Here is a 23592-nt window from a genome sequence, read left to right as displayed (position 1 = left end):
TGGTCAGGTCAGCCGGCGTCGGTCCGCCGGGTGTAGGCCGCGGCGGCGGCCCGTACCAGGGCCCGCTGGTGCTCGATCGGGAGGGCGTCGATTGTGGCGATCTTCTCCTTGATCGCGGGATCGAACATGCCGCTGCTGGTGTCGGCCAGACCGGCGGCGGTGAGGATCCGGCCGATCACCTCGGCCTCGATCAGCGCCTCGCAGCTGTCGTGCACTTCGCTGTAGATCCGGACGTGGGTGGTGACGCCGACCAGGGCTTCGGACAGCGTTCCGCGGTGCCCCAGCAGCAGGCTCAGAGCGGCGAGTACGTCTTCGGCGGCGAAGCGCAGCAGGTCGATGTCCTCCGGGTGGGACAGCCAGCGCACCCCCCTCATCTCGTAAAGCTCCTGGGCCAGTTCGGGGTCGTCGGAGTGCTCGGCATCGGCGGCCAGGCACGCGGCGATGGTCGCCTCGGTGGCGTCCAGGGTGCCGACGACGTGGTCGAGCATGTCCCGCAGCTCGCTCTCGTAGACGGGCAGCAGCGAGTCGGCGAGTTCGTCGGCGGCCGTGGCCGGGTCGGCGGGAACGGCGACGGAGCTGAGCGGGGAGGTGCTGCTGTACACGGGCACGTCGAAGGCGATGAGGGGGCAGATCAGGAAGGGCCGGTTCGCTTCGGTGGTGGGCAGTACCAGGAGCCGGCGGCCGTCCGGGCCGTCGAGCACGGCGATCTCCGCCATGGTGTCGCGGTCCAGCCCCAGGTCCTGGGCACGGCGGCGGTCCCACACGCGGTAGTAGAAGTGGTGGCGAAGGTCGGCGTCGTCGCGCAGGTCCAGGCCGGTGGCCTCCCACCGGTCCGGGAGCCGGTCGGCCAGGGCGTGGGCGAAGTTTGCCAGGGGGCTCTGCGGGCTCATGATCGGATTCCTTCGTTGGACTTCTTGGTGGACAGGTGGTTCAGGACGCGGGGCAGGGTCAACGCGGAGTCCAGCCGTCCGGCGGCGAAGAAGAGCGGGGCGCCGCCGGTGCCGGTGTCCCCGGGGCGGGCGAGGCTGTAGCCCACGGCACCGCCGTCGGCAGCGGTGCGCCAGCGCACCAATACCCCGCGCTCGGTCAGCGCTTCGGCGTAGCCCTCCAGGGTGGTGGCCTCCTGCAGGGCCTGGCGCATCTGCTGCTGGAGCCAGACGCGGGTCGGCTCGGTCCAGCCGTGCTGCTCGGCCTTGATGATCTCGGCGGTGGTCGGGTAGCTGGTGGTGACGCCCTTGTCCTGGCCGACCGGCCGCAGGCCCCATTCTGCTTCGATGGCCCGGCACTCGGCCTGGGCGCGGACGGCGGCGCGGTGCATGCCGGGCCGGGAGCCGTCGGGCAGGACGGTGACGCCGGCGAGGTGGATGTGGTGCTCGGCGTGGCGCACCGCGACCCACCGGCAGCCGGGGCCGTCGAACGGGGCCAGGCCGGTGGCGTGGGCGATGCGCCGGGCCACCGTCGCCCACTGCTGGTCGGACAGCAGCGGGTCCTCGGGGGCGGCGCGCACCGAGCAGTGCCACACCCTGCTGGGCGGCATCGCGCCGAGTTCAGCGGCGCGCAGGCGGGCGTGCTGGTCGAGCCGGGCTGCGAGATGGCTCAGGTCGGCAGCTCGGTTGCGTCCGGGATCGGGCGCACCGTGAAGGTCCCAGGCGGCGACGAGGTGCGGGTCGGTGTGCTCCTCTCGGCGGCCGGGGCCGAACAGGTAGGCGAGCAGCGGGCGGATGTTGTTGCCCGTTGTGACGTCGGGGATCAGGACGACTCCAGGACGGCGTCGAGGGCGAGGTAGGTGCGCACGGCGACGGCGGGCAGCGCCGCGAGAGCGGCTTGCCGAGCCGGCCCGGGCTCGGCGTCCTGGACGGTGGCGACCGCGGTGTGGAGCTCGCCGGCCACGCGGTCGAGGGCCTCGACGAGGGGCCGCCGTGGATCGCTGTCGGGTCGGCCCAGCGGATCGCTGGACTGTGCGGCGGCCAGGGCGGCGTTGCCGACGAACCCGGCCACGGTCAGGCGCTCGGCGAAGGCACGCTCGCGGATCACGTCGATGGCGGCGGGGGTGAACCGCACCGTGGTCTGCACGCTGCGGCGGTCCGCGGTCCGCGGGCGGTGCCGCCGATCCGGGGCCGGGGGGCGCGGGGCGCTGTCGTTCGGGGGGATGGGAGTTCGGTTCCTTCCAGGGAGGTTCGGTGTCAACGGCTCTTCGGCCGTGGGGTGCGGCTGTCGGCGGCGTCCGGGACGGTTGCGGGCGCGGAGCGCGGGGACGAGAACGAGACCGCGGCCGTGCCGGCGGCCAGCGCCCCGGCGGCTCGGGCGCTGGGCGGAGCGACCAGCAGCGGCGGCAGGGGGTTGTCGTCCTCGCCCACTCGCTCGATCCACTCCATCGCCGCACCGACCGTGGGGAAGCCGCCCTCGCGCAGGCTGTACGAGCCGCCCGGCAGGTCGGTGTCCTCGAAGAACACCCGCACGGGCTGCTGGCCCGGCTCGGGCTGGGTGTCCTTGACGATGATCCACGTCTTGTAGAAGTCGTACTGGTCGTAGGTGTATTGGTCGAGGACCTGGAAGCGCTCGCCGGCGCGGGCCAGGAGAGCTTCCAGCTCGCGGGTGGCCTGGTCGGTGTCCAGCGGGTCCTCGATGTCGGGCACCAGAGCCGCCGGGTCCGCGCCGCGGGCGGCCAACCAGTTCTGGGCGAGCGCGGCGATGGGGTGGCGGGCGTAGTCGAACCGGTAGGTGCCGGCCGCGAGATCGCGCTGGACGTGGACGCCCGCGTACTGCGGGGAGCCCGGGATGTCCCAGGTCATGGTGCGGTCGAACGCCAGATAGAAGCTGTCCGTGACGAGCGAGGTGTGAGGGCTCGTCACGTGTTGGACGGCCAGCGACTGGAGCACGTCCGCGCCGATGGGGAGCCGGTCGTGCCGCGCCTCATCCTCGGCGCTCACCGGTTCGAGGCCGTCGACACCGTATCCGGGATCAGTGAGGCGGGTGGGAATGGGCAGTCCTTCCGGTCAGAGGCGAAGGCCCGGGCGTTCAACGGGGTTACCCGAGCGGGGCGGCGGGGTCTGGGAGAGGCTGCTGCCGGCGGGGAGGCTGCGGGTGGCGGCGGCCTGCGAACGGCTGGCGCCTAGGCTCTCGCTATACCAGGCAGCGAGGTGGTCCTGGACGCCGGCGAGCGCGGTGCCGGCCGGGGTGGTCCGCAGAGCCCCGTCCGGCAGCCGGACGACCAGCTCCTGCTCTACGAGGACGGCCAGTTGGTCGGGCAGCTGAGCGCGGGCCGAGGCGGTCATCGGCCTGGCGAGGTCCTCCTGCGTGGCGGGCCCGTCGCGCAGCTGGTCCAGCACGGGGGCCGTCAGCGGGTGCGCGCCAAGGAGCAGAACCTCCTCGACGGTGACGGCGATGTGTTGCGCGGCGCCCGTCTCAGGCCGGTACCTCGCCGCCCAGCTGGAAGCGGCGAGGAAGACGAGCCCCAGCTCTTTCGCGGGGGGCGTGGCCTCCAGGCCGGCGGGGGCCGTGCGTAGCAGGCCGCCCTGCTCCAGGCGTTCGCGTTGCCAAGCGACTTCGCCGAGATCCATGCCGTCGACCGGGTCGCCCAGGGCTTCCCGCAGGGAGTTCTGCACCTCGGTGGGGTGCTCGGTGAGTCGGACGGAAAGCAGCGTACGGACGGTCCCGGGGGGTGCGAGCAGGTCGAGGGCCCGGGTGACGCACGCGTCCCGGCTGGCGGATGTGGGCAAGGCGTTCCCCTAGGGGCGGAGCGAGCGGTGGGAAGCCGGCAGCGTGCTCACCGCTGTTGGCGGAGGGCTTGGCGCGCCGACGGGTCGGGCCGTGCCGTGCGAGCGGGCCGCGGCTTCGCGCGGGCCCGCGGTGAGGGCCTCCGCGGCGGCGCGTTCGTAGCGGGCGACCAGGTCCTGGAGCGCCTGGTGGCCGAGGTCGTAGCGGGCTCCCAGGGTCTCCAACTCGACGCCGGTGAACCGTAGGACGCCGTTGTGCTGGATTCCGGTGTAGTTCCCCTGGGAGACCGGGGCGAGAGCCTCGCTGGCGCGCACAGCGACCGCGCGCAGTTCGCGGTCGAGGGTGTCCACCTCGCTCGCCTGCCGCTCGACCATCTCGGCCAGAGCGTGGGCGAGAGTCCCCTCTGGGTGTCGGTCGGACAGGCCCCAAGGGCGGTCGACGCCGAACCGGGCCTGAAGGTGTTGCTGGCCGGCGAACACTGCTCGCTCGCGGCGGGAGGACACCGTCGTGGTGGCCTCGGCGGGCTGAGCAGAGGCCAGTTGAGGAATCGGGGCCACAGCGCTTGAGGTACTCGGCCTGGCGACTGAGGGTGTGAAGTTGATGACGGGTGGCGGTTCGTCCTGGATGGCCAGGCGGATCTGCACCACATTGGCCAGCCACCGCTCGCCCTTCGCACGGTCGAACCAGTGGCCGACCTCCTCGTCGGCGTGCGCGAGGACGCGGTCGAGCGCTGCCACCGCCTTGGGCCGGAGTTCGGGCGGCAGGGTGGGGACCGGCTCCCACGGGCCGCCGGAAAGGACGATGCCGGCGCCGGCGGGGAGCTGGGAGGCGATCACGGCCGCGGCGGCGATGACCTGCCGTGAAAGCTCCTTGTCGAGCTCACCCTGCGGCGCGCAGGCGGCGGTGTCGAAGAGACGGTGGAGGAACGGGGGCAGTTCGTCGGGGAAGAGGCTGTCGAAGCGCTCGGCGATGCCGACGGCGGCGTCGCTGTGGAACGGGCCGGTGTCCCAACTGCTCATGAGAAGAACCTCCTTGTCGTGAATCGGGGATCACGGACGCTGCCCGAGCTGCGGCCCGGAGCGGCGTCAGCTGCGAGAGCGGATGCGGGGCGGGGACACTGCGACGCTGGTGCCGGCGGGCGAAGGCGCTGCTTCGCCCGCGGCGGCGGCTGGCCGGGTCCGGGCGGCGGCAACGCGCCCGCCCGCGGCCGGCAGCGCCTCGAACCGGGTCTGTCCGGCGGGGGTGAGGTCGAGCTTGTGGCCCTCGGCCAGCCCTGTCCCCGGGTAGCTCTGCACCAGCTTCTTGTCGACCAGTTCGTTGACCGTGGTGACGCTGACAGTCCCGGGAGAGACGATGCGAAGCCTGCCGCTGGCAAGGCCCCGGTAGATCGTGACGCTGCCATCGCCGATGGCCTGCAACGCCGTCTGCTGGCGGGCGGTCAGCGTGTCCTGCGCGGGCCGGGCCGAGCCCGTGCGGGCTCGGCTCTTCGTCTGTGCGGCGCGTACGGGAGTTGGGGCCGGTGCCGGGACGTAGGCGGGGAACGTCTTGTAGACATCGATGAGCGCGGTGAGGGACTGGCGAAGCTCGGTGCGGCGGGTGACGAGGAGATCGAGGTCGAGCCCGGTAGTGCGCACGATGCCGTTGGTAACCGGGAGATCGGCGTCCTGACCGGCGGCGACGCGCTGGAGGTCGCGGCTCAGCGAGGCGGCGAGCTCGACGATGCGGGTCTGCACGTAGTCCAGCTTCTGTGCGGTGGCGGCGATCTGGTCGGCGACGGCCCCGTGAGGGGTGTCGGTGCCGTGACCGGGCACGTCGTGCACGCGCTCGACCTGCAGCTCCGCCCACACCAGGCGGGTGCCCAGGTCGATGTTCCCGGGTACCCGCGGCTTCCAGTTGCCGATCGGGCGTCCCATGGACGCACTCACGCGGCGGCCAGTCGCCGCTCGGAGATGATGGTGATGCCGGCGGCGACGGCGTCCTGGAGCGTGTCCACCAGCGGAACGCCGGCGGCGGCCAGACGGGCGGCGCCATGCAGGCCGCCGGTGTGCAGCACCGGGACGGCTCCGACCGCCTTAGCGGCAACCGCGTCGTCGACGCTGTCGCCGATCACCAGGGTGCGGGCCGGGTCGACCCACGGGCCCAGAGCCCGCAGGTGCGCGGCCATGGCCGGGGCCTTGCTCGGCACGGACGGTCCGGGGCGTCCGTCGACCCGCTCCAGCAGTCCGGAGATGCCGACCTGGCTGACCTCGGCGAGGAGCCGCTGGTGCGGCGCGAGCGACAGCAGGCTCTGCCGCACACCCCGGGCCCGAAGCCGCATCATCAGTTGCCGAGCGCCGTCCTGGAGCCGTACCGGCCGACGGGCGAGCTCGGTGAGGAACGCCGTGTCGGCGGCGTGCCACTCCTCGTCGTCGAGCGCGCGGCCGAGGACATCGGTGTAGAAGTCCCGGATCGGCATCCGGTGAAGAGCCTGGTAGGTCTCCACGGTGACCGGCTCGGTCCGGCCGAGTGCGGGCAGGGTCGCGTTCAGGGCTGCGACGTGATCGGCGAGGTCGTTTCGCAGGGTGCCGTTCCAGTCCCAGACCACCGTGATGGGGGCCGTGGCGCGGGCGGTGCGGTTAATCAAGTGGAAGTCTCCATAAGGATGGTGGGAAGCCGCAGGGGCTGGCCCCGGTCGACGGTATGGGCCGGACGAGGTCCGTTCCGGCGGCCTGCGGCGCCGGTGGCCGCGGTGGGGTGGGGCGGAGCGGTGGTCAGTGCGAGCGGCTCGGCTGCTTGCCAGGGGTGGTCGGCGAGGCCAAGAGCTCCAGCGGTACCGCTGGGCCGGTGGTGGCGGAGCGCCGGCGCGCGGCGGAGGCCCGGTTGTACGGCGCCGGGCCGATCAGTGCCAGTTGCAGTTCGAGCAGCCCGGCAAGATGCTCGCGCCGGGCGGCCCGTACCGCCAGCGCCGCGTGGAGCGGCCCGGTGCCGCCGGGCACAGGCAGGTGAGGCCGGTCGACGCCGTCGGGGTCGTCGACGATGTGCCGCAGGGCGGTTCGCGTGTGGTCCAGCGAGGTCATCGACTCCTGGGCGGCGCGCAGCACTTCGGCGTGCGCGGCGTCGAGTTGGCCAGCGGCGTCGTTCAGCTGGCGCATCAGCATGCGCGGCGCACCGGCCAGACGAGGACCCGCGAGCTCGCGCAGCCGCTCCACTCCCACCATCGCGTGCAGCATGCGGGTGCCGATCTCGGTGGGACCCGGTAGGGCCGGGGTGTAGACGGTGGTGAGCGGCCGGTCCGGGTCGAGCACCAAACGCAGCTGCTCGATGTTCTCCAGCCACTGCTCGCCCCTGCTGCGCACGAACCAGGAGTCCACGCTGGACTGGACGTTGGACAGGAGGAGGTCGAGGGCCGTCGTGGCCAAGGTCCGCACCTCGGAGGGGAGCTCGGGAATCGCCTTCTTGGGCCAGTACGCGGTCCGCTGAGGACCGCCCGGGCACTGGGAGGCGACCAGGGCGGCTGCCGCGACTGCCGTCAGCCGGTCCGTGTCCCACGGGGGTGCTCCGGCGTCCACGAAGGACTGCAACCGGGTGGTGATGATGCCGGCGCGCTGGTGCGAGCGGGCGCGGTCGAGGGCGTCGGCGAGGTCCATGGCATCGTCGTTGTCGAACGGGCCGGTGTCCCAGCTACCCACGGGTTACCTCCTCTCGTGGTGGTCGGGCTCAGGCCGGCCGGTGGGCGAGCCGGCGATGCCCCAGACGCAGTACGAGCGCAGCGGTGGCGGCGCCGAGCAGCGGAACGGCGGCCGTGGCGGTGTGGCCGAACGCTGAGAGCTGTCCCGCGGCGGCGGCGCCGGCGGCCTGGCCGAGGCCGATGGCCGAGATCAGCCAGGCGGCGGCTTCGGCGGCGGTCCCGCTCGGCGCCAGGCCGTCGCAGGTGAGGAAGGCGCAGGCCAGAAACGGGGCGAGGAGCAGCCCGGGCAGGATGCTCGCCGTGACCGTGAGCCACGCCGGGGCGGGCACGAGCAGGGTAGTGAACGCGCAGGCATATCCGGCGGCAACTATGGTCAGGGCGTTGCTGGTTGGCCACGGCTGCCGGAGCCTGGCCCACACGGTGCCGCCGATCAGGCTGCCGAGCGACAGGGCGGTCGGCAGCAGGCCGGCGAGCCACCCGTCGTGGTGCCGGTCGGCGATGCCGAGCGCCAGCACGGGGAACGAGCCGAGCGTCACCCCGAGGAACAGCGCCGCGGCCAGCAGGACGAGCAGGCCCCTGGAGCGCAGCGGCCCGAGCCAGTGAACGGGCCGCGCCGCGGACCGTACCCGGGCCGGGCGGTGCACGGCGACGGCGGCGGTGCCCGCGGCGGTGGCGACCGCGCAGGCTGTCAACGCCCCGTGAGGAGAGGCGAACTGGGACACTGCGGTGGCCAGCAGGGGGCCCGCGACGAACACCAGCTCCTGGGAGGCGGAGTCGAGCGCGAACACCCGATGGTGGTCGATCGGGGCGACTAGGCGCTTCCACATTGCCCGAAGTCCGGCCTCCAGCGGCGGAGTTGCCAGGCCCGCGACAGCCGCAAGGACGGCGGCGGCGAGCGGCTGCGCGGCGAAGTCCACGCTGGCCAGGGCAGTGAACGCGGCGCACGACACCCCCGCTGCGGCGGGCGCGACGACGGACAGAGCGGAGCGGTCGACCGCGCGACCCAGCAGCGGCTGGCCCACCGCGCCGGCCAGCGCGTACAGGGCGGCCAAGAGCGCGCCGAGCGCGGTGGAGGCGTGGTCGGCCCGGGCAGCCAGGAGGAGGCCGATGGGGGCCATCGAGGCCGGCAGTCGCCCGATGAGGGTGCCCGAGAGCAGCGGGGCGACGTGCGGGGCGCGCAGGATCGACCGCCCGACCTTCGGCCTAGTGGAGGTCGGATTCAGCACGTGCAGGACCCGGTGGCCAGGAGCGAGCGCAGCTCGGTCGTGCGCTGCAACGCGACGCTGGCCAGAGCAGCGGCGCGCATGCGCGCGGCGCGTGCCAGGTTGAAGCGCCCGTCCGCGTCGTACTCCGGCTTGGCCATCTCCTCCCGGGCGGTGGCCAGTGCGCCCATGGCGGACGTGAGGTGCTGGACGGAGACGCCGATGACCTCGATGCCGTGGCGCGCCGCGCACCGCGGAAGGTTCTCGGCCGCGGTCACCTGCGGAACGAACATCGCCAGGGTGACGTGGCAGCACGCGATGGCAAGCTCGTGGGCCCAGAGCATCGTGTCGAGATCGGTGGCCCTGAGCGGAAGTTCGAGCACGGTGGCGGTCTGCGTCAGCAGGGTGATGTCCTCGTCGAGGAGGTCGAGCAGCTCCTCGGGCAGCTTCGGGGCGGCACCGGACGGCATGGGCACGGAAGGCAAGATGATGTACCTCGGGGTAGGCGGGAAGGACTCGGCGACGGCGGGCCCGGGTCAGCGCGAGCGGGCAGCCGCGGTGACGAGGAGGGACGCGGGCTGGGGGCCGGGGGCGTCGGAGAAGGTGAGCTGCAGGGTGACGCCGCGCAGCGTGGCGGCCGACGCGCGGGCGGCCAGCGGCCGTTCCGGAGCCTGGGGCGAGGAGAAGGCGGCGGTGCGGGCCGGGCTTGCCACCACGACGGCGCGGTTGCCGGCGGCGGCCAGCGCGGTGCCGGCCCGCACCGGGGCCGCCGCGGCCACCTGGTGCTGGGCGGTCCAGTCCGACAGCTCGCCGTACACACGGCCGAGCGCGACACCGGCCTCGCCGAGATCCCACCGGTAGGAGCGGCGCGTGCCGCTACGGACGACCAGGCCGCGCTCCTCCAGGGTGAGCAGCCGCTGGTAGGCGGCAGCCTTGTCCCGGGAGTTGAGGGAGGCGACCATCTGCGGGTAGGCCAGTCCGTCGTTCTGACCCAGCGTGGTGAGCAGCGGGATCGCGTGCGAGCCAGCCAGCAGCCCCAGCGTCTCCTCGATCATCTCCGGGGCCTGCGCGGCCGGCGCCCGCCAGGGCCGCGGGTAGTGCTGGGCCCAGGCGAGAGCGGCGGTGTACAGCGGCGTCAGAGCCTGGCCGGACTGCGAGAGGGCGAGGTCGTTCCCGCCGGCACCGGCCGGGGTACGGGTGATGACCCCGGCCCCGGCCAGCGAGCGGGACGCCGAGTAGAGGCTGCTCACCGGCACGATCGGGTCGGCCGCCAGGAGATCACCGGCGGTCATCGGTCCCCGCCGCAGCGCGTGCACGACCCGAGTGGCCCACCGGGTGGAGAGGACCTCGGCGGCGTGGTGCACGGCGTTCGGGAGGGTCTGCGGCGTGGCGGTCGTGGTGACGGTCGAGGACATGCGGTGATCTCCGATCGGGCGTTCGGCTGGGTGTCGGGCGGGTTCAGCGCTGGCGGGAGGCGGGAGAGAGGACGACGGCGGGTGACGCCGTGGCCGTGGTGGCGGCGGCCTGGGCGGGGGAAGGGCGGGAGGAGGAGGCGAGGGCGGCCTGGAAGCGGGCCGGCATTCCGCGCCCCGCCTCCTGGAGCGCGACCTGCCGCAGGCGGCGGGCCGCGGTCTCGTAGACCGCGACCCCCCGGCGCTCGCCCACGGCGACCAGGTGGATGCCCAGCAGGTGGCGCGGGTTGTGCGGTGCCCGGCGCTCGGTGTAGACGAGCCGGTAGGCCATCGCGTCGTCGAGGTAGACCTTCCTCGCGCCTCGCAGATCGCGCTCGCCCTGCTCTTCGAGGAGCGGGCCGCGCACCTCGGCCCGCACCAGCCGGTCGAGGTAGCTCAGTGCCAGCGTCCGCACGTGGCCCGGCACCGTCAGCAGATCGGCCAGCGCCTCCGGGTGGGCGCTGAAGCCGGGCAGCGGCCGGGCGGGTGCGCTCACCGCACGGCCCTGCGGGAGACCGCTGCCGCCCCGGCGAGGACCGCGGCGGGCTCCGGTGCACCGGAGCCGCGCTGGCCGGCGCCGGTGGTGCGGGCACGGGCGGCACTGGCCTGCGGGCTGACGACGACGGTCACCTCGTCACCGACGACCGGCGGCAGCGGCGTGCGCCGGTTCTCCAGCCACTGCTGGACCTCCTGCGGACTGCTGAAACTGCCCTCGCGCAGGATGTACCCGCGCTTGTGGTGGGCGGATTCCAGCTGAAGGAGGAAGGGGCGTTCGGCGCTGGCGGCGGAGCTGTCGCGCAGCAGCGCCCAGGTCTCGCCGTACTCGATGCCGTGCTCGACGAGCTGGTAGCGGGAGCCGGACTCCACGATCCGGGCGGCGGCGGCTGCGCTTCGGGCGTCGGCCGGCGCACCGGCGCCGCGAGCATGCTGGAGGAACTGCTCCGGGTCGGCGCCGCGCTGCACGAGCCAGGCCGTGGCGGCGGCGAAGGTGGGCATCGGCTCGGCGGCCAGGGCGAAGGTCTCGCCGTCCTCGTTGTGGTGCAGGTGCGCTGCTACGGCGGGCATCCCCCATTCGTTGTAGCCCTCGAAGAGGAGGAAGTTGTCGCTGCCGCCGAGGCCGTCGGGCACGGTGCTCTCGTTGAGCAGCTCGTACGAGCCTTCGGCGGCCAGGAGGTGAACCTGGGCTTCGGCGGAGGCGGCGTCCGCAGGGCGGTGGCCGGGCAGGTTGAAGTCGGGCAAGGTCGGGTCCGATCAGGCAGCGAGGGGGAGCGTGGGCGGGGTGGGGTCGGTGAGAGCGGGGTGCGGCAGCAGGCGGTGGCTGAGGTGGCCTCCGCTGGAGGTGCAGGCGGCGAACGGACCGTCTGCCGAGCGCAGCTTCATCAGCGCGGGTTCGAGATGGTCCCGCTGCCACGAGCTGGGCCCGGCGGCACCCGACTCCGGGTCGATCGCGGCCTGCCAGGCCAGCCACAGGGCGTGCAGCCGAGCGACGGCCTCCGGATGCTCCTTCCACCGGGGGCACCAGGGCTTGCCGGCAGTGGTCTCGGGGCCGTAGGTCTTGGTGAAGATTTCGTCTACCCATGGGGTCATCAGCTCCAGCTCTTTGAGGTACTGCGGGTCGTCGAAGGCGAGGATGAACAGCGGCTCGCCGCCGCCGGGGGCGTCCGGATCGTCGCCGTCCTCGGGGTCGAGGGCGGTGGTCATGCTGGCCAGCTGTTCGGCCTGCAGGTCGAAACCCGCCGCGAGCGCGGCCAGCTTCGCCGTCAGGACGTCGATCTGGGCGTTGGTGTAGCCGGCCGGTGCGGCGTCCGGGTCGGGCTCGGGGGTGGTCAAAAGGGCGGGTGCCTCTCGTCGGCGGGTGATGACACGAGAATGCGCGTTCGACGGCTCGCTCCAGCGAGCCGGACTTGGTGTATAAGCACGCTCTGCTCACCGCCGCCCGCAGCAGCGGGCGGCGGTGAGCAGAGCAGGGGCGTCGAGCAACTCCAAAGCAGCACTTGCTTGTTGGGGGACAACGCCGTTGCCGAGGGCGGTCAGCTGGGCGGAGCGGGACAGGCCCGGAACGCCGGTGACATGGCCGGGGGCGAGGCCCATGATCCACTCGACGAACCGCGGATCGAGCCGCCCGCGCTCGTTGGTCGGCTCCGGTGCGGGGCGGGTCGCGCGCTCCCAGCGGGCGATGGCCGGTCCGTACGGGCCCCACCGGTTCAGTCCGTGGCGCTCTGCTCCCAGATCGGCAGGATCACCAGGGGAAGCGGCGGGCGGGACGTTGCCTCGGCCTGGCGCCCGGGAGTTCCTGTGTCCGGCGTCGCCCTCAGCCGCACGGCTGCGGAGGGGAGGGTCAAATCGCCCTTCGATCCCCGGCTGTTGGGCCCGCCATGGGCGCCGTCCGAGGCTTTCGGGGTCGGGAGAAGGAGGTGTTCCACCTCGTCGCTCAGATTCGGGCCGTGCCCGTTCGAGCGCCTCTTGTCCGGGTGCTGGCTGCCCCCGATCTGGCCCAAGTTGCTGGTCGGGGTCTTGAGCAGCGTGACCGCGTGCCCCAGGTCCTCCCGCTTCGCATCCGGGCCCTTCGCATCGCGTGCCTTCGGTGTCGGAAGGCCACGCGGCGAGGAAAAGTCGCTCCCGCCTGTGGGGCGCACCGACGTCGGAGGCGCGTAGCACTGTCCATCGCGCATCCATCCCGAGGTCGGCCAGGTCTCCGAGTACCGCGCCGAGTGCCCGCAGAGCAGGCTCGCCTCCGCCGTCTCCCAGATCGCACCACGGGCATTCCAGGTCGCCATCGGCTGGCGAGGAAGCGCTGGCGGAGAGAATTCCGCGGACGTTTTCAATGATCACCATTTTCGGCTTGAGGACGTCGATCGCGCGGGCGATGGTGTGCCACAGTCCGGACCGGGTGCCCTCCACGAGGCCGGCCCTGCGGCCGGCAACGCTCAGGTCCTGGCAGGGGAAGCCCGCCGTCAGGACATCGATCGGCTCGACGGTGCCCCAGTCAACTGTGCTGATATCGCCGTTGTTTGGCGTCTCTAGGCCAGTGGTGGGTGAGGATCGCGGCGGCGTTGGGGTTCGTCTCGGCATGCCACACGACGTGGCCGCCGAGGGCGGCCTGGACGCCCATGTCCAGCCCCCCGTAGCCGGAGCACATGCTGCCGATCCGCGGTGGCAGGTGGGCGTGCCGGGTCATCGGCGCGCCCCGGAGGTTGCGCGGGCGGCGGCGGCCGGGGAGGAGACGGCCGCTGGGGAGACGGCGACTGGGGCCTTCGGGCCGGCGGCCTCGGCGGCGGTCTTCGGCGTGGCGGGCGCGGCTTCGGGCGGGTAGGGGGTGGCGGCCGAGCGGACGGCCTTGTGGGCGTACTCGCCCATAGGCGCGGAGGTGATCGCCTGCAGGGCCTCGGGCTCGGGGCCGGTGAGACCGTGCGCGATCTGCGCCAGCTTCCAGGCGCCCTCCTGGAGGACGTCGCGGGTTGCGCCGAGCGAGCGGAAGTACTGGATGCGCCCGGCGCTGCTGGCGGGGCGTTCCGGGGCCAGCTCGATCTGGATCGCGGCGATCAGCGCCGGGTGGGCGCGCAGCAGGGCCTTGCTGATGAGCAGGCTGCCGTAGCCGTAAGCGATGGTGCTGCGGTGCCAGGCGACGTCCTCGGGCGGCGCATCGGCGCTGGTCGGCGGCATCTCGTCGGAGGAGTTTGTGAGGAGGGTCTGCTGCAACTCGGAGAGCTGCTCCAACACCTCGGCAAGGCGTTCACGCTGCGGATCTCGGTAGCAGTAGATGTGGAAGAGCTGCTCGCTGGCGGTGTGGAAGCCGCTGGCGACTTGCAGCAGCATGCCGGACTGGTGCTCGACGGACAGGGACAGGGCGGGGCTCCTGGTGGGGCGGAGGTAGAGGTCAGCGCCGGGGCTTGGCGGCGGTGCGGGGAAGGGCGGCGACCGGCAGAGGTTCCTCGGCGGGGCGGCGCCGGAACGCCGAGCGGAGCCGGCCGGTGAAGGTCCGGGCAGCGTTCGCGCGGTCGGCCGACTGCGGGCGCTGGGACTGGCCGGAGGCGGGAAGCTGTTCGGCTGTTGCGCGCAGCTCCCTTGTAACTGTGGCTAGTTGGGCGTATGCCTCGTGGTAGAGATCGGCTGGCCTCGGGCTGTCGGCGGCGGGGATGGCCCAGACGTTCGCACTCATCGCGACGTTGAAGACGGCCAGCACCTGCCGCTCGGCCGTCGCGATCCGGTTGGTCGCACCGGCCAGCGCGATGGCGGTGCGGCGGGCCGCAGTCGTCGCTGTCGGGTCCAGCGAGATGCTCGGCGCGTACTCAGTAGCGGCGTTGACCGTGGCGGTCTGCACCTCCTGCAGCGCCACGAGGTGTCGGCGAACGTCGAGGACGTCCGGCACCTCGTTGAGGTACCGGTCGTACGGGTTCGGCAGGGTGGCCGCAACAGCCTCGATCTGTCGGGCGGCCAGCAGCAGGCGCTGCTGGTGGTCGTTGATGGTGACGGTGGGCGCGGTGGCCTCCGATCGTAGGGCCGGACGGGCCGGCGTCGTGGTCAGGTGCGGCGCAGTGGAACGACCGTTGCGGGAGGGGAGTTGGAGGCCGCCGCTGCGGGGGGTTCGGCGGGTGGGGAGACCAGGACGAGGGCGGGCGAGCGGCGCAGGGCGGCGTCCACCCGGCGCTCCGACTCCCCTGCCGCCGGTGGGCGGTCCGTGGCCGGCGCCGCCGACGGGCGACGGGCGGCGAGGTGGGTGACGTGGGGGACATCAGAGGTGGCCGCGACGGCGTCGAACAGTGCCAGCGCCGCTGAGCGCACCGTGAGCTGGGCGGTGATGAGCGCACTCCTGGCGCTGGTCTGCTCCTGAGGAGCCGGCGCCGGCTCGGACAGCAGGCTTGCGGCCCTGGCCAGGCTGGCCTGCGCGAAGGTCAGAGCGGTGGTCGTGGCCGTGAAGACACCGAGGCCGGCGTCCGGCCTCGCACTCGTCGACCGGAAGAACACCTCATCGAGCGGGGAAGCGACCAGCTCGTGCAGACGCACCATCGGCCAGGACAGGTCCCGCACCTCGGGCAGCGGCTCGTGCGGGGCGGGCACGGGGATCGCCGGCGCGAAGGCCGCCAGTTGCTGGGCGAGCGAGCGCAGCCTGTCGAGGTCAGCCTCGCTGAGCCCGGTCGCAGGCGGCGGAGGAGGAGGGTTGATGGTCAACGGCGGTTCCTGGTGGCGGCGGTGGCGGGCGAGTTGATCACGTGCGCTGTCGCGCCGGGCGAAGGACGGGCTGAACCGGGCGGGAGCCGGTCGAGGTGGGCGAGCACCGCCTCGGCTCCCTGCGCCGCGCACTGATCGGCGTTGTCCAGCGCCGTGCAGGCGTGCTCGGTACGGCGACGGCGCAGTGCCTCGGCCTGGCTGCCCGGTTCGGCTGCCGCCGACACGGCGACCTTGATGGTGAGGTCCAGAGCCGCGCCCAGGTGCCGGTGGACGGTTGCCGCGTGGCTCATCGCGACGCCGTACGCCTCGGCCAGCGGGGCCGCAGACGGGTTGTCGGCCGGCTGGCGCCCGTAGTGCTCGGCGTTGTCGCCGCAGTGCCGGATGAACGCCGCCGCCTGGCGGGCCTGTTCCAGCAGGGCGTTGCGGTCCGGGACGCTGGGAACCGGACCGGACGGGGTGCTGGCGGCGTTGTGGCCCAGGGCGCGCAGCATCCCCGCGACCACCTCCAAGTCGCTGCGGTAGGAGGCGGCCAAGCCGGACAGGGCACCGCCGAAGGTGGCCGGGCCAGCGGTGGCGAGCGGCTTCATCGGCGCCGCCCCGGGAGAGCGGCGGCCCGCTGCCCGACCGGCACCGGCGGTGAGGCGATCGTGCGTGCGGTCCTCCCGGCGGCGGTGCGGGCGGTGGCGGCAAGGACGCGCTGAGCCGGCCGGTGTGCGAGAGCGGCGGCGGGGCCGGTGAGCACCGCAGCGTCGCGGCGCAGGTTCTCGGCGGCGCTGTGGAGAGCGAGCCGGGTCCGGGACAGCGCCACGTTCAGCTGCTGGGCACCGCGTTCGCGGATCTCGTCGGCGCGCCGGCCGCCCAGGCCGTCGACCTCGTAGAGCCGGCCGGCCATCGCGGTGGCCCGGCCGATCGCGCCGAGCGCCTCGCCCAGCTGCGCGCCCGCCGTGGTCAGGGAGCGCACCGCGATCCGGTCGGCGGTCGGGGCGTGCGGGTGGTGCAGCGCAGCGGCGAGGTGCAGCATGTCGTCCTGGCAGTCGCGCAGGGCACGGGTGTGCTCGGCCAGTTCGTCAAGGCCCGGCAGCCCCTCCTCGCGGTAGGCGCGCGGGAGCGCGGCCTCGAGGACGTCAATGGTGTCAGCCGCGGAGCGCAGCCGGTCTACGGACTGGGCGCGGGGGTTGGTGGGAGGCAGTGTGGTTCTCCGGTGGTCAGCGGCGGGGACGGGCGGTGGTCTCACCCGTGCGGTCGGGGGGCCTGGCGGTGGAGGTGGCCGGCGGCACTGGGCTGCGGCTCAGGGCAGCCCCCTTACGCCGGGCGGCGCCGAGGACCACCGGTGCGGTCCGCGCGGCCGGGGTGGAAGCCGCGGAGCGCAGCCGTTCCTGCACGTGGTCGGTGGGCGCGAGGGCCCGCACGGCCGACCCGAGCAGTGAGCCGGCGGCGATGGAGGCGTCCAGCGCCATCACCCGTACGATTCCTGCTGAGGTGGCCGCTGCCCGCAGCAGCGCGGCGCGCAGGACGTGCTCAGCCCAGTAGGCGGGATCGCCCGGAAAGCCGTCCGAGCAGAGGTCGCGCACCTGGGCCACGGTGATCACGCCGCCCGCGAGCGCGCCGCGTCGCTGGACCTCCCACAGCACCGTCAGCTCGTCGACGGGTTCGCGCCGGTGCGCGAGCGCGGCCATGGCGTTGAAGACCGCGCGGTGGCCGCTGTCGACGAAGTCCTCGCCCTTGAGCCAGGAGGCGATCTGCGGGATCTGCTCGGCGGAGCTGACCAGGCTGGACAGCAGCAGCTGCTCGTTGTGCCGGGCGGTTTCGGCTGCCCTGGAAGCGGCGGGCCGCGTGGGCGGGGTGGGCAGCGGCTGGTGGGAGCGCTGGTCGATCGTCCCCCAGGCATCGGCAAGGCGTGCGATCACGTTGTGCAGTGCTGCGGTCAGCTCGACGGCGGCCTCGGCCGCCTCGGTCTCGGCGGCGTGCAGCAGTCGATGGGCGTGTTCCTCCAAGGACCTGCGCACCGACGTCTCCAGGACCATCCGTCCGTAGGCGGCGGCGTGCGATGGCCTGGGGCAAGTGGCGATCAGCGTGTGGCCGTAGCTCGCGCTGAAACCGGGGACCTCCCGGGTGGCCGTGGTGATGGCCGTGATGGCCCAGTCGCGCTTCACCTCGTTGCCGGCGTCCAGGGCAAGGGCCGGGTGGCCGGCGGTGTGCTGAGCGAGCAGGATCGCGAAGAAGCTCTCGTGCGCGGGGCGGTAGAAGTGCCGCGGCCCCAGCCACTCCTTCAGCAGGCCGAGTTGGGCCGGGTCGAGTAGGCACGCGCCGAGCACCGCCTGCTCGGCCTCCAGCTGTGGGCTCATGTCCCGGTTGACCGGCGTCACTCGGGTATCGCCTCCTTCTGGAGGCGGCCCGGGGCCAGCAGGGCGCCCAGCTGGTCCAGGTCTTCGACGAGCGCCTCGTCGCGGAGCGGTACCTGGCCGGCGCCTATCGACAGGTGCCAGCCCCCGCCGGTCCGAGTGATCGGCAGGAAGCCGAGGGGATCGTCGCTCATGTCAACTCCGTTGAGCAGAAGGAAGGATGAGTCCGTTCACCGGGGGCGCCCGGTGGTGCACGCAGGTGCGAAGAGGTCAGGAGACGGTGCGCGGGAGGCCCGCCGGGCAGGTGGGAGGTCAGGCAGCGTCGCCTCGGCAGGAGAAGGGGGAGCAGCCGGCATCCGAGCCGTTCTCCAGCTCCTCCTCGTCCAGGTCCAGTTGCAGCTGCTGGGCGCGGGTCTCCGCCCGGGTGAGCTTGTCGATCGGCGCGAGGTCGAGCGGAAGCCGGGAGCGGTGCAGATATGCTTGCCCCAGCAGCGGCCTTCCATCGGCGTTCGCCCTGGCGTTACCGGCCCGGATCGCGGCATCGAATTCCACGACGTCCGCCCACTCCTTGGGAGAGTTGTCACGGATATCCCGCCACTGGGCATTTCCGTGGAATGGGCAGCCGAGACAGCTGCTCTTGGGAGTGGACCCCCATCCGTGCTCGGCGAGCAGCTTGAGGCAGTCGTCGCGAGACATTCCGAGATCCAGCAGAGGAAAGGTGTGGCGCGTGTACTTGACATCAGCGTCCTTGGCTCGATGAAATTCATCCGTGCTGATGCCGATCCACTGCTCGGCGTACACACCGCGGGGAACGCGTACGGGATGTGGATACCCTAGGAGCTGGCGAACCTGCCGCTTTATCGGCTTAATCTTATATTCGCCCGTGCATTGGCGTCGCGTCATTCCCGGACTGCCGTCCTGGTTGAGAATGTACAGTGGCATAGACGCGAACCTGTGAGCCGGATCGAGTGCGTCCTCACGAATGTTCCCGGAGGAGACCCGAAGGATCGGTATGTTCGCCGGACGGGCGATCCGGCGCTCAACCTCATCCAGGTGCAGGTAGGCCTTGGACGGTTCCCAGCCGGTGTCAGAGAAAATGGCGTAATCGAGTTTCGGGAGCTCGCCAAGCGCTGACAGCAAAAGCAGCGTCGTGGATTGCACTCCGGCGCCGAGTGAAAGGATTCGAGTAGCCGGTTCGGTGGTGTAGTTCATTCGGCACCACCGGCCTTGGCCATCGCACGCTCGGTGATCAACGCGGTCTGCCGAGAGGACGCCGCACCCACCTCGGCGGCACCGGGCTCCTTGTACCAGGGGCGCAGGGTCAGCAGTGCGGGGCGCAGGCCGGTCGCGAAGAGAAGGGCCGACCCCTTTTTCAGGGCACGGATCTGATCGGGCGGGAGAATGCGCTCCTGGCGCATGCTGACCGAGGTGGACCGGCCGGATTCCGACGTGGAATGCGAAACCGTCTCCACATCGTGGTCGCCGACTAGGCGGGACAATTTATCGGCGAAATCGGCATCGTCGATTCCCGAGCCCACCAGTTTGATGGTGGCCGCGCTCCACATAGCGTCCATGCCCGCCTCGCCCCAGACCTTCTGGCCCTGGCGGTAGGACTGGAGAATGGTGATCGGGATGACACCACGAGACCCCAGATGGGAATAGAGGTCCGGCAGGTCGCCGATTTTGCAGACATTCGCGGCCTCGTCCAGAATGGCGAGGAGGGGTGGGTCGAGGCGGCCTCCGGCGCGTTCGGCCTCGATGACCGCGGTGCGCATCACGGAGTCTGCGGCAGCTGCGATCAGCGCACTCGCGGAGCCGCCGCCGTCCTTGGACAGAAGGAACAGGGAGTCCCTGCGAGTGACGAATTCCTCCGGCTTGAACTCCGGCAGGTCGGGGTTCGGCGTGACCCACTTCGAGATCTGCGGGTCCAGGAGGCAGGCCGCATATTGCCGGGCGGTTTCATAAATGCCGTCACGGGTTTCAACCGCACCGGAGACCGTGCCCTGGAGCTGGTCGGCGATGGCGATCATCCGGTGGTCGCGGAGAATGTCGACCGGGGTGCGGTCGCTCGGCACCGCGAGCCACTTGAGGACATCGGTGATCGGTCGGCGGTCGCAACCCGCCGCCAGGAACAAGGCGCAGAGCGTATTTTGAGCAGCGGTGCTCCAGAAATCGCCCTGCGACGACTCGTCAACAGCTGCGGCAACAAAATGGCCGGCCAGTCGCCGTGCGCCCGGCAGGTCCTTCGCGTCGGAGAGGATGTCCCACCACATCGCCTGTGGCGTGTGGGCGATCTGCTGCGGGTCCATGGTCCAGACCCGGCCGACCTCGGAGCGGGCTTCCAAGCAGGCGGTGTAGGCATCGCGCGCCGCTTTGTTCGAGGTGAGCAGCACCGGGCCGGGGGCGCGCAGGATCGCGGGGACGGCGATGGAGGTGGTCTTGCCGGAGCGCGGCGCCATGATCGCGACCGCGACGTCTTCCCAATTCGAGCGGACCTCGGGGCCGTTGGGCGCGAGGTCGCCGAGCAGGATGCCGGTGTCGTCCGGGCGGATCTCGCGCGGCTTGGCCTTGGACAGGCTGGGCCGCAGGTCGCGGGCCTTGGCGGTGATCTCCGCCGGTAGCAGCGGGGCGAGATCGGTGCGACCCGCGAGGCCGGTCGGCTTGCTGCGGTGCTTGGACCACAGCAGCAGTCCGGTGGCGGCCAGGGCGAGGGAGATCAGCGCCGGTGCGATCCGGGTGCTGATCAGCAGGAGGAGCGGACTGAGATGGGGGAAGAGCCGGTCGGGGTGCAGGGCTGCGTCGACCGGCTGGTACGGCGCCCACGGGGCTGCGGTGGTCGCGGCGGTGGCGGCGTTCCCGCCGAGCCAGGCGAGGGAGCCGAAGACAGCAACTGCGATGCCTGCACAGAGGATCGCGTAGAGGAGGGCGTCCGAACCGGGGCTTGTGGAAGGGGATTTGGGGGAGGCGGGCAGAAGTGCGGTCCTTGCAGGGGATGGTGGCCTGCCGGGCCGGGGTGTGCTGCGGCAGGGGGCCCGGAGCGGGCGGGGAGCCGGGTGGCGATCACTGCGGGACGGAAGCCCGAGACGTGGGTGATCAGCCCGGTGGCCGGCGGGCGATCAGCCGGCGGGGGTGCGGCGTGCTCAGCGTCGGGCGGTGGGGGCCTTTGACGGGGGCGTAGTTGGGGCGGGCCGGGTCACCGTGCCGCTCCGCGGACCGAGCCGGCGGCCAGCGCAGGCGCGGGGTTCGGCGTGGCGGTGGGCGGGGGGCCGGCCGGTGCCGTGCGGGCGAGGGCGGCGGACGCCCGGGCGGCGGTCGGAACGGTTGGCTGTTCGGCGGATTCCTCGGGCCGGGCCAGGTCAGCCTCGGCGAGGAGGTAGCCCACCGTGGTGAGCTGGGCGCTAGCGGCCTGCAGCGCGGCGGCCATGGGCGGTCGGGCGGGCAGGAGGTCCACTTCGGCGAGGGCGTCGAGGCGCTGCGAGGCGGTGTCGAGAAACGCCGTGAGCCGATCCAGCAGCCCGACCTCGGGGTCCATCACCATGAGGACCACGGAGGTGACGTCATCCGCAGTGTCGGCCCGGTGGACCTGGGCTGTGGCCGCCAGCAACCGGGACTGGATGTAGGCCACATCCCTTCCGCTAAGGGAAGCTTCGGGCGGGCTGCGACGGAGCGGAGGGACGACCTGGGTGGTGTAACCGGCGTCGCCGAGCAGCTGCTCGGCGAGATGGATGCGCTGGTCGACGTCGCTGAAGATGGCGTGCTCTGCGGTGAAGATCGGGCCGGGGCCGTCGTTGAGGAAGCCCGCGCGGGCGAGGAGGACCCGGCTGGCCAGGTCGGGGGCCTGGGTCCAGGCGCTGCCGGTGGTGGCGGAGCCCTCGCGGAGCGGGAAGCGGGTGAAGACGATCGGGGGGGCGGGTTCGGACAGAGGGGTCCTTCCAGGTCAGCGGCGTGGGTGTCCTTGGTAGGGGTGGCGGGGGTTGAGCGTGGCCATCTCGGTCTCAAGTACGCGGAACTGGTTCGAGTTCCTCGACGGCGGCACGGTGCGGATGGTGGCTGCGGCACGGGTGGCGCTGCTGATCTGGTCGCGGGCGCGTACGACGGGCGTAGGGTCGGCAACGGCGGACGTGAGCATGTTCAGGTACCGCACCGGGGTGGCCGCAGTCAGAACCGCGTTCCAGTGGTCCGTCCAGTTCGGGCCGAACTGGACGTTGATCATCCAATGGCCGACGTAGCCGCCGGAAAAGCAGTGGTCCGGCGAGGGAGACTGTTCGAATGTGGCGGTACCGTCCGGTGAGGTGATGCGGATGCCGTCGACGGCTGTGGTGGAGATACCTTCGGAGCCGGGCGCGTCAACTGTGACGGTGCTGCCGTTCCCGTCTGCGAGGCGCACACCGGTCCGGTCGGAGGCCGTCCATCCAGCCGTGAGGAGGGGGCGCCAGGCGACACTCGGGTGGCCGGGCCACTCGGCGACGATCTCCTCGGGTGCCACGTACCGGTCGGCGGCCAGGGCTTGGACGAGCGCGCCGACGATCTCGGCCGGCGTCTCTTTGGTGAAGGTGGCCTGCCATAGCGGTTGGGCGTCGCCGGGGCGGGTCCGGATGCTGATCTTCCACAGGTGAAAGACGGCGTGCTCGGCGAGGACCTCGATCCGGCCGCACGGACTGGTAGCCGCGACCCTGTTGCCGGCGGGGTTGTTCTCGTACGGCCAGCCGTGGACCTGGACGACGGGCTGGAGCACGCGGGCGATCTCCCCGGCGCCCGCCAGGTAGCGCGGGTGGACGAGGAGCTCGTCTGGAGTGGTGGGCATGGAGCTCCAAGGTCAACGGTGGGGCGGTTCAACGATGCGGGAGTGTGGAGGGGCGGCGGCCGGGGCGTAGTGGACCGAGGCGCCGGTGCCAGCTGCCCGCAGCGCTGGGGACTGCGCGGTGGCGGCCCGGCTGCGCGTGGTCTCGTCCGCGGCCTCGGCGATGGCGTCGGAGGTGGCGGCAGTGCGAAAGGCGGCGGCGGAGATCGCCGTGGCCTCCATGAGCAGCGGCTCCCACAGCGGCGGGCGCTCACCGTACTCCTGGGCGACCTGCCGCCCGATCTCCGAGATCGTGCCCGCGAGTTGGTGGGCGGTCCCTGGCATCAGCGTCAGCCCCTGGAGGACCTCCGCCGCCTCGTGAGCGGTCAGGAAGGGGGCGAGGTCGGTGATTTCGGCCAGGGCCCGGCTGGCGCGGGCGATGGCGTCGTTGGCGACGTCGAGGGTCCTGGTGGTGCGGGTCTCGGGCAACGGGCGGTCCATTTTCTACGGGCGCCGGCCGGGGCGGGCCGTGGTGGTGGTGACTGGCGGGTGGGCGGTGAGAAGCCCGGGATGGTGGCCGGTGCTGCCGGCCAGCGCCGCGCGCGGGCGTCCCTGAAGGCCGGTGCTGCGAGTCTGGGCGAGGTGGCACACCGCAAGGGCCAGGGAGCGGTCGCGGCCGGTGTCCGCGATTGTGCCGTCGGGCCGGGCGAGCGGGGCGACGAGCCGAACCTCGTGGTCCCCGACTCGCAGCAACGCCCACCGGCACGAGGCCGGGCCGTCCTCGGAGGCGATCCCGGTGGCGGCCAGGATGCGCCGCGCAGTCTCGCGGAAGTGGTGGTCCGAGGGGGCGGCGGCATCGGGATCGGTGCGAAGGGTGCACTGCCACACCAGCCGGTTGCGCAGGGCCGAGGCCGGATGGGTCGAATCCGGCAGGTGCGCGGCCAGCTCCGCCGCGAACGCCTCCTGCTCGGGGACGGGCAGGTCCTCGACAGGGCGCCAGGCGTCGATCAGGCGGGGACGGGCCTGGTGGAGGGCAGCGGCTGCGGTGACGGCGGCGAGCAGGTCGGAGGTGGAGGCGTACCGCGAGATCGTCGGGTGCACCTCACCCTCCCGCTACGGGAGTTGCCGTCACCGCAGCCGGCGGCGGGGACGGGAGGCTGGGGCGGGCGTCGTCCTGCGCCCCGCCCCGCGCCGTTGTGGTGCCGCCGTGGTCGTACTCCCACCGAAGCACCTGGACAGCGAGGCTGGACACTGAGGCCGGACG

Annotated in this window: 29 protein-coding genes and 1 pseudogene; all 30 read right to left on the bottom strand. The window is 72.5% G+C overall.

What is annotated here, in order from left to right; genetic code table 11:
• Positions 1-8 precede the first annotated feature (8 nt).
• The 30 genes and pseudogenes from ACSMTC_RS17015 to ACSMTC_RS16870 all read right to left on the bottom strand — a co-directional run bounded on the left by ACSMTC_RS17015 (position 9) and on the right by ACSMTC_RS16870 (position 23429).
• Complete coding sequence (locus ACSMTC_RS17015; protein ID WP_436560541.1) at positions 9-890, bottom strand: hypothetical protein; 882 nt, start codon at positions 888-890, stop codon at positions 9-11.
• On the bottom strand, positions 887-1537 hold the full coding sequence (locus ACSMTC_RS17010) for a hypothetical protein (RefSeq protein WP_436560540.1): 651 nt from the start codon (positions 1535-1537) through the stop codon (positions 887-889). The genes ACSMTC_RS17015 and ACSMTC_RS17010 overlap by 4 nt, the downstream gene beginning before the upstream one ends.
• 212 nt (positions 1538-1749) lie before the next feature.
• The gene (locus tag ACSMTC_RS17005) at positions 1750-2073 is read right to left on the bottom strand and encodes a hypothetical protein (protein WP_436560539.1); all 324 of its coding nucleotides are present in this window, start codon (positions 2071-2073) and stop codon (positions 1750-1752) included.
• A 110-nt stretch (positions 2074-2183) separates the two neighbouring features.
• Positions 2184-2930 (bottom strand): hypothetical protein, encoded by a 747-nt coding sequence (locus ACSMTC_RS17000; protein ID WP_436560538.1) that lies wholly within the window; start codon positions 2928-2930, stop codon positions 2184-2186.
• A gap of 66 nt (positions 2931-2996) precedes the next feature.
• On the bottom strand, positions 2997-3719 hold the full coding sequence (locus ACSMTC_RS16995; RefSeq protein ID WP_436560537.1) for a hypothetical protein: 723 nt from the start codon (positions 3717-3719) through the stop codon (positions 2997-2999).
• 9 nt (positions 3720-3728) lie between these two features.
• Positions 3729-4736 carry a DUF4259 domain-containing protein gene (locus ACSMTC_RS16990; protein ID WP_436560536.1) on the bottom strand — a complete coding sequence of 336 codons (1008 nt, stop codon included), beginning with the start codon at positions 4734-4736 and terminating at the stop codon, positions 3729-3731.
• A 66-nt stretch (positions 4737-4802) separates the two neighbouring features.
• Positions 4803-5630, bottom strand: coding sequence for a hypothetical protein (locus tag ACSMTC_RS16985; protein WP_436560535.1), 828 nt, complete (start codon positions 5628-5630; stop codon positions 4803-4805).
• An 8-nt stretch (positions 5631-5638) separates the two neighbouring features.
• A complete protein-coding gene (locus ACSMTC_RS16980) occupies positions 5639-6340 on the bottom strand; it encodes an HAD family hydrolase (protein ID WP_436560534.1) in 702 nt (233 codons plus the stop codon).
• Positions 6341-6467: 127 nt separating this feature from the next.
• Positions 6468-7385: a DUF4259 domain-containing protein gene (locus tag ACSMTC_RS16975; RefSeq protein ID WP_436560533.1), complete on the bottom strand. Its 918-nt coding sequence runs from the start codon at positions 7383-7385 to the stop codon at positions 6468-6470.
• A gap of 28 nt (positions 7386-7413) precedes the next feature.
• A complete protein-coding gene (locus tag ACSMTC_RS16970) occupies positions 7414-8610 on the bottom strand; it encodes an MFS transporter (RefSeq protein WP_436560532.1) in 1197 nt (398 codons plus the stop codon).
• On the bottom strand, positions 8604-9062 hold the full coding sequence (locus tag ACSMTC_RS16965; protein WP_436560531.1) for a hypothetical protein: 459 nt from the start codon (positions 9060-9062) through the stop codon (positions 8604-8606). Before ACSMTC_RS16965 ends, ACSMTC_RS16970 begins: the two co-directional genes overlap by 7 nt.
• 60 nt (positions 9063-9122) lie before the next feature.
• Positions 9123-10001, bottom strand: coding sequence for a winged helix-turn-helix transcriptional regulator (locus tag ACSMTC_RS16960; protein WP_436560530.1), 879 nt, complete (start codon positions 9999-10001; stop codon positions 9123-9125).
• A 43-nt stretch (positions 10002-10044) separates the two neighbouring features.
• Entirely contained in the window at positions 10045-10533 is a 489-nt protein-coding gene (locus tag ACSMTC_RS16955; RefSeq protein ID WP_436560529.1) for a hypothetical protein, read from the bottom strand.
• Positions 10530-11276, bottom strand: coding sequence for a hypothetical protein (locus ACSMTC_RS16950; protein WP_436560528.1), 747 nt, complete (start codon positions 11274-11276; stop codon positions 10530-10532). The genes ACSMTC_RS16955 and ACSMTC_RS16950 overlap by 4 nt, the downstream gene beginning before the upstream one ends.
• 12 nt (positions 11277-11288) lie before the next feature.
• Complete coding sequence (locus ACSMTC_RS16945; protein ID WP_436560527.1) at positions 11289-11867, bottom strand: DUF4913 domain-containing protein; 579 nt, start codon at positions 11865-11867, stop codon at positions 11289-11291.
• Between the two features lie 96 nt (positions 11868-11963).
• Complete coding sequence (locus ACSMTC_RS16940) at positions 11964-12128, bottom strand: hypothetical protein (protein WP_436564929.1); 165 nt, start codon at positions 12126-12128, stop codon at positions 11964-11966.
• Positions 12129-12680: 552 nt separating this feature from the next.
• A pseudogene (locus ACSMTC_RS16935) lies at positions 12681-13109 on the bottom strand (DNA cytosine methyltransferase); the annotation flags it as partial.
• A 102-nt stretch (positions 13110-13211) separates the two neighbouring features.
• Positions 13212-13853, bottom strand: coding sequence for a hypothetical protein (locus tag ACSMTC_RS16930; RefSeq protein WP_436560526.1), 642 nt, complete (start codon positions 13851-13853; stop codon positions 13212-13214).
• 61 nt (positions 13854-13914) lie between these two features.
• Positions 13915-14406, bottom strand: coding sequence for a hypothetical protein (locus ACSMTC_RS16925; protein WP_436560525.1), 492 nt, complete (start codon positions 14404-14406; stop codon positions 13915-13917).
• Positions 14407-14558: 152 nt separating this feature from the next.
• The gene (locus ACSMTC_RS16920; RefSeq protein WP_436560524.1) at positions 14559-15206 is read right to left on the bottom strand and encodes a hypothetical protein; all 648 of its coding nucleotides are present in this window, start codon (positions 15204-15206) and stop codon (positions 14559-14561) included.
• Positions 15203-15793 carry a hypothetical protein gene (locus ACSMTC_RS16915; protein WP_436560523.1) on the bottom strand — a complete coding sequence of 197 codons (591 nt, stop codon included), beginning with the start codon at positions 15791-15793 and terminating at the stop codon, positions 15203-15205. The genes ACSMTC_RS16920 and ACSMTC_RS16915 overlap by 4 nt, the downstream gene beginning before the upstream one ends.
• Positions 15790-16440, bottom strand: a complete 651-nt coding sequence (locus tag ACSMTC_RS16910; protein ID WP_436560522.1) for a hypothetical protein — start codon at positions 16438-16440, stop codon at positions 15790-15792. Before ACSMTC_RS16910 ends, ACSMTC_RS16915 begins: the two co-directional genes overlap by 4 nt.
• Positions 16412-17572, bottom strand: a complete 1161-nt coding sequence (locus ACSMTC_RS16905) for a DnaB-like helicase N-terminal domain-containing protein (protein WP_436560521.1) — start codon at positions 17570-17572, stop codon at positions 16412-16414. Before ACSMTC_RS16905 ends, ACSMTC_RS16910 begins: the two co-directional genes overlap by 29 nt.
• The gene (locus tag ACSMTC_RS16900) at positions 17569-17742 is read right to left on the bottom strand and encodes a hypothetical protein (RefSeq protein ID WP_436560520.1); all 174 of its coding nucleotides are present in this window, start codon (positions 17740-17742) and stop codon (positions 17569-17571) included. Before ACSMTC_RS16900 ends, ACSMTC_RS16905 begins: the two co-directional genes overlap by 4 nt.
• A 118-nt stretch (positions 17743-17860) precedes the next feature.
• Positions 17861-18694 (bottom strand): adenine nucleotide alpha hydrolase family protein, encoded by an 834-nt coding sequence (locus ACSMTC_RS16895; protein WP_436564715.1) that lies wholly within the window; start codon positions 18692-18694, stop codon positions 17861-17863.
• A gap of 62 nt (positions 18695-18756) precedes the next feature.
• Positions 18757-20520 carry a type IV secretory system conjugative DNA transfer family protein gene (locus ACSMTC_RS16890; protein WP_436564714.1) on the bottom strand — a complete coding sequence of 588 codons (1764 nt, stop codon included), beginning with the start codon at positions 20518-20520 and terminating at the stop codon, positions 18757-18759.
• 221 nt (positions 20521-20741) lie between these two features.
• Complete coding sequence (locus ACSMTC_RS16885) at positions 20742-21173, bottom strand: hypothetical protein (RefSeq protein WP_436560519.1); 432 nt, start codon at positions 21171-21173, stop codon at positions 20742-20744.
• Positions 21174-21485: 312 nt separating this feature from the next.
• Complete coding sequence (locus ACSMTC_RS16880) at positions 21486-22352, bottom strand: SPDY domain-containing protein (protein ID WP_436560518.1); 867 nt, start codon at positions 22350-22352, stop codon at positions 21486-21488.
• 12 nt (positions 22353-22364) lie between these two features.
• Positions 22365-22817 (bottom strand): hypothetical protein, encoded by a 453-nt coding sequence (locus ACSMTC_RS16875; protein WP_436560517.1) that lies wholly within the window; start codon positions 22815-22817, stop codon positions 22365-22367.
• Between the two features lie 15 nt (positions 22818-22832).
• Positions 22833-23429 carry a hypothetical protein gene (locus ACSMTC_RS16870; protein WP_436560516.1) on the bottom strand — a complete coding sequence of 199 codons (597 nt, stop codon included), beginning with the start codon at positions 23427-23429 and terminating at the stop codon, positions 22833-22835.
• Positions 23430-23592 lie beyond the last annotated feature (163 nt).

The sequence above is a fragment of the Kitasatospora sp. HPM-01-4 genome, assembly GCF_051374625.1.
In the GTDB taxonomy this organism is placed as follows: domain Bacteria; phylum Actinomycetota; class Actinomycetes; order Streptomycetales; family Streptomycetaceae; genus Kitasatospora.
The sequence above is the reverse complement of the archived record's forward strand: the minus strand, read 5'-3'. Positions and strand labels throughout refer to the sequence as shown.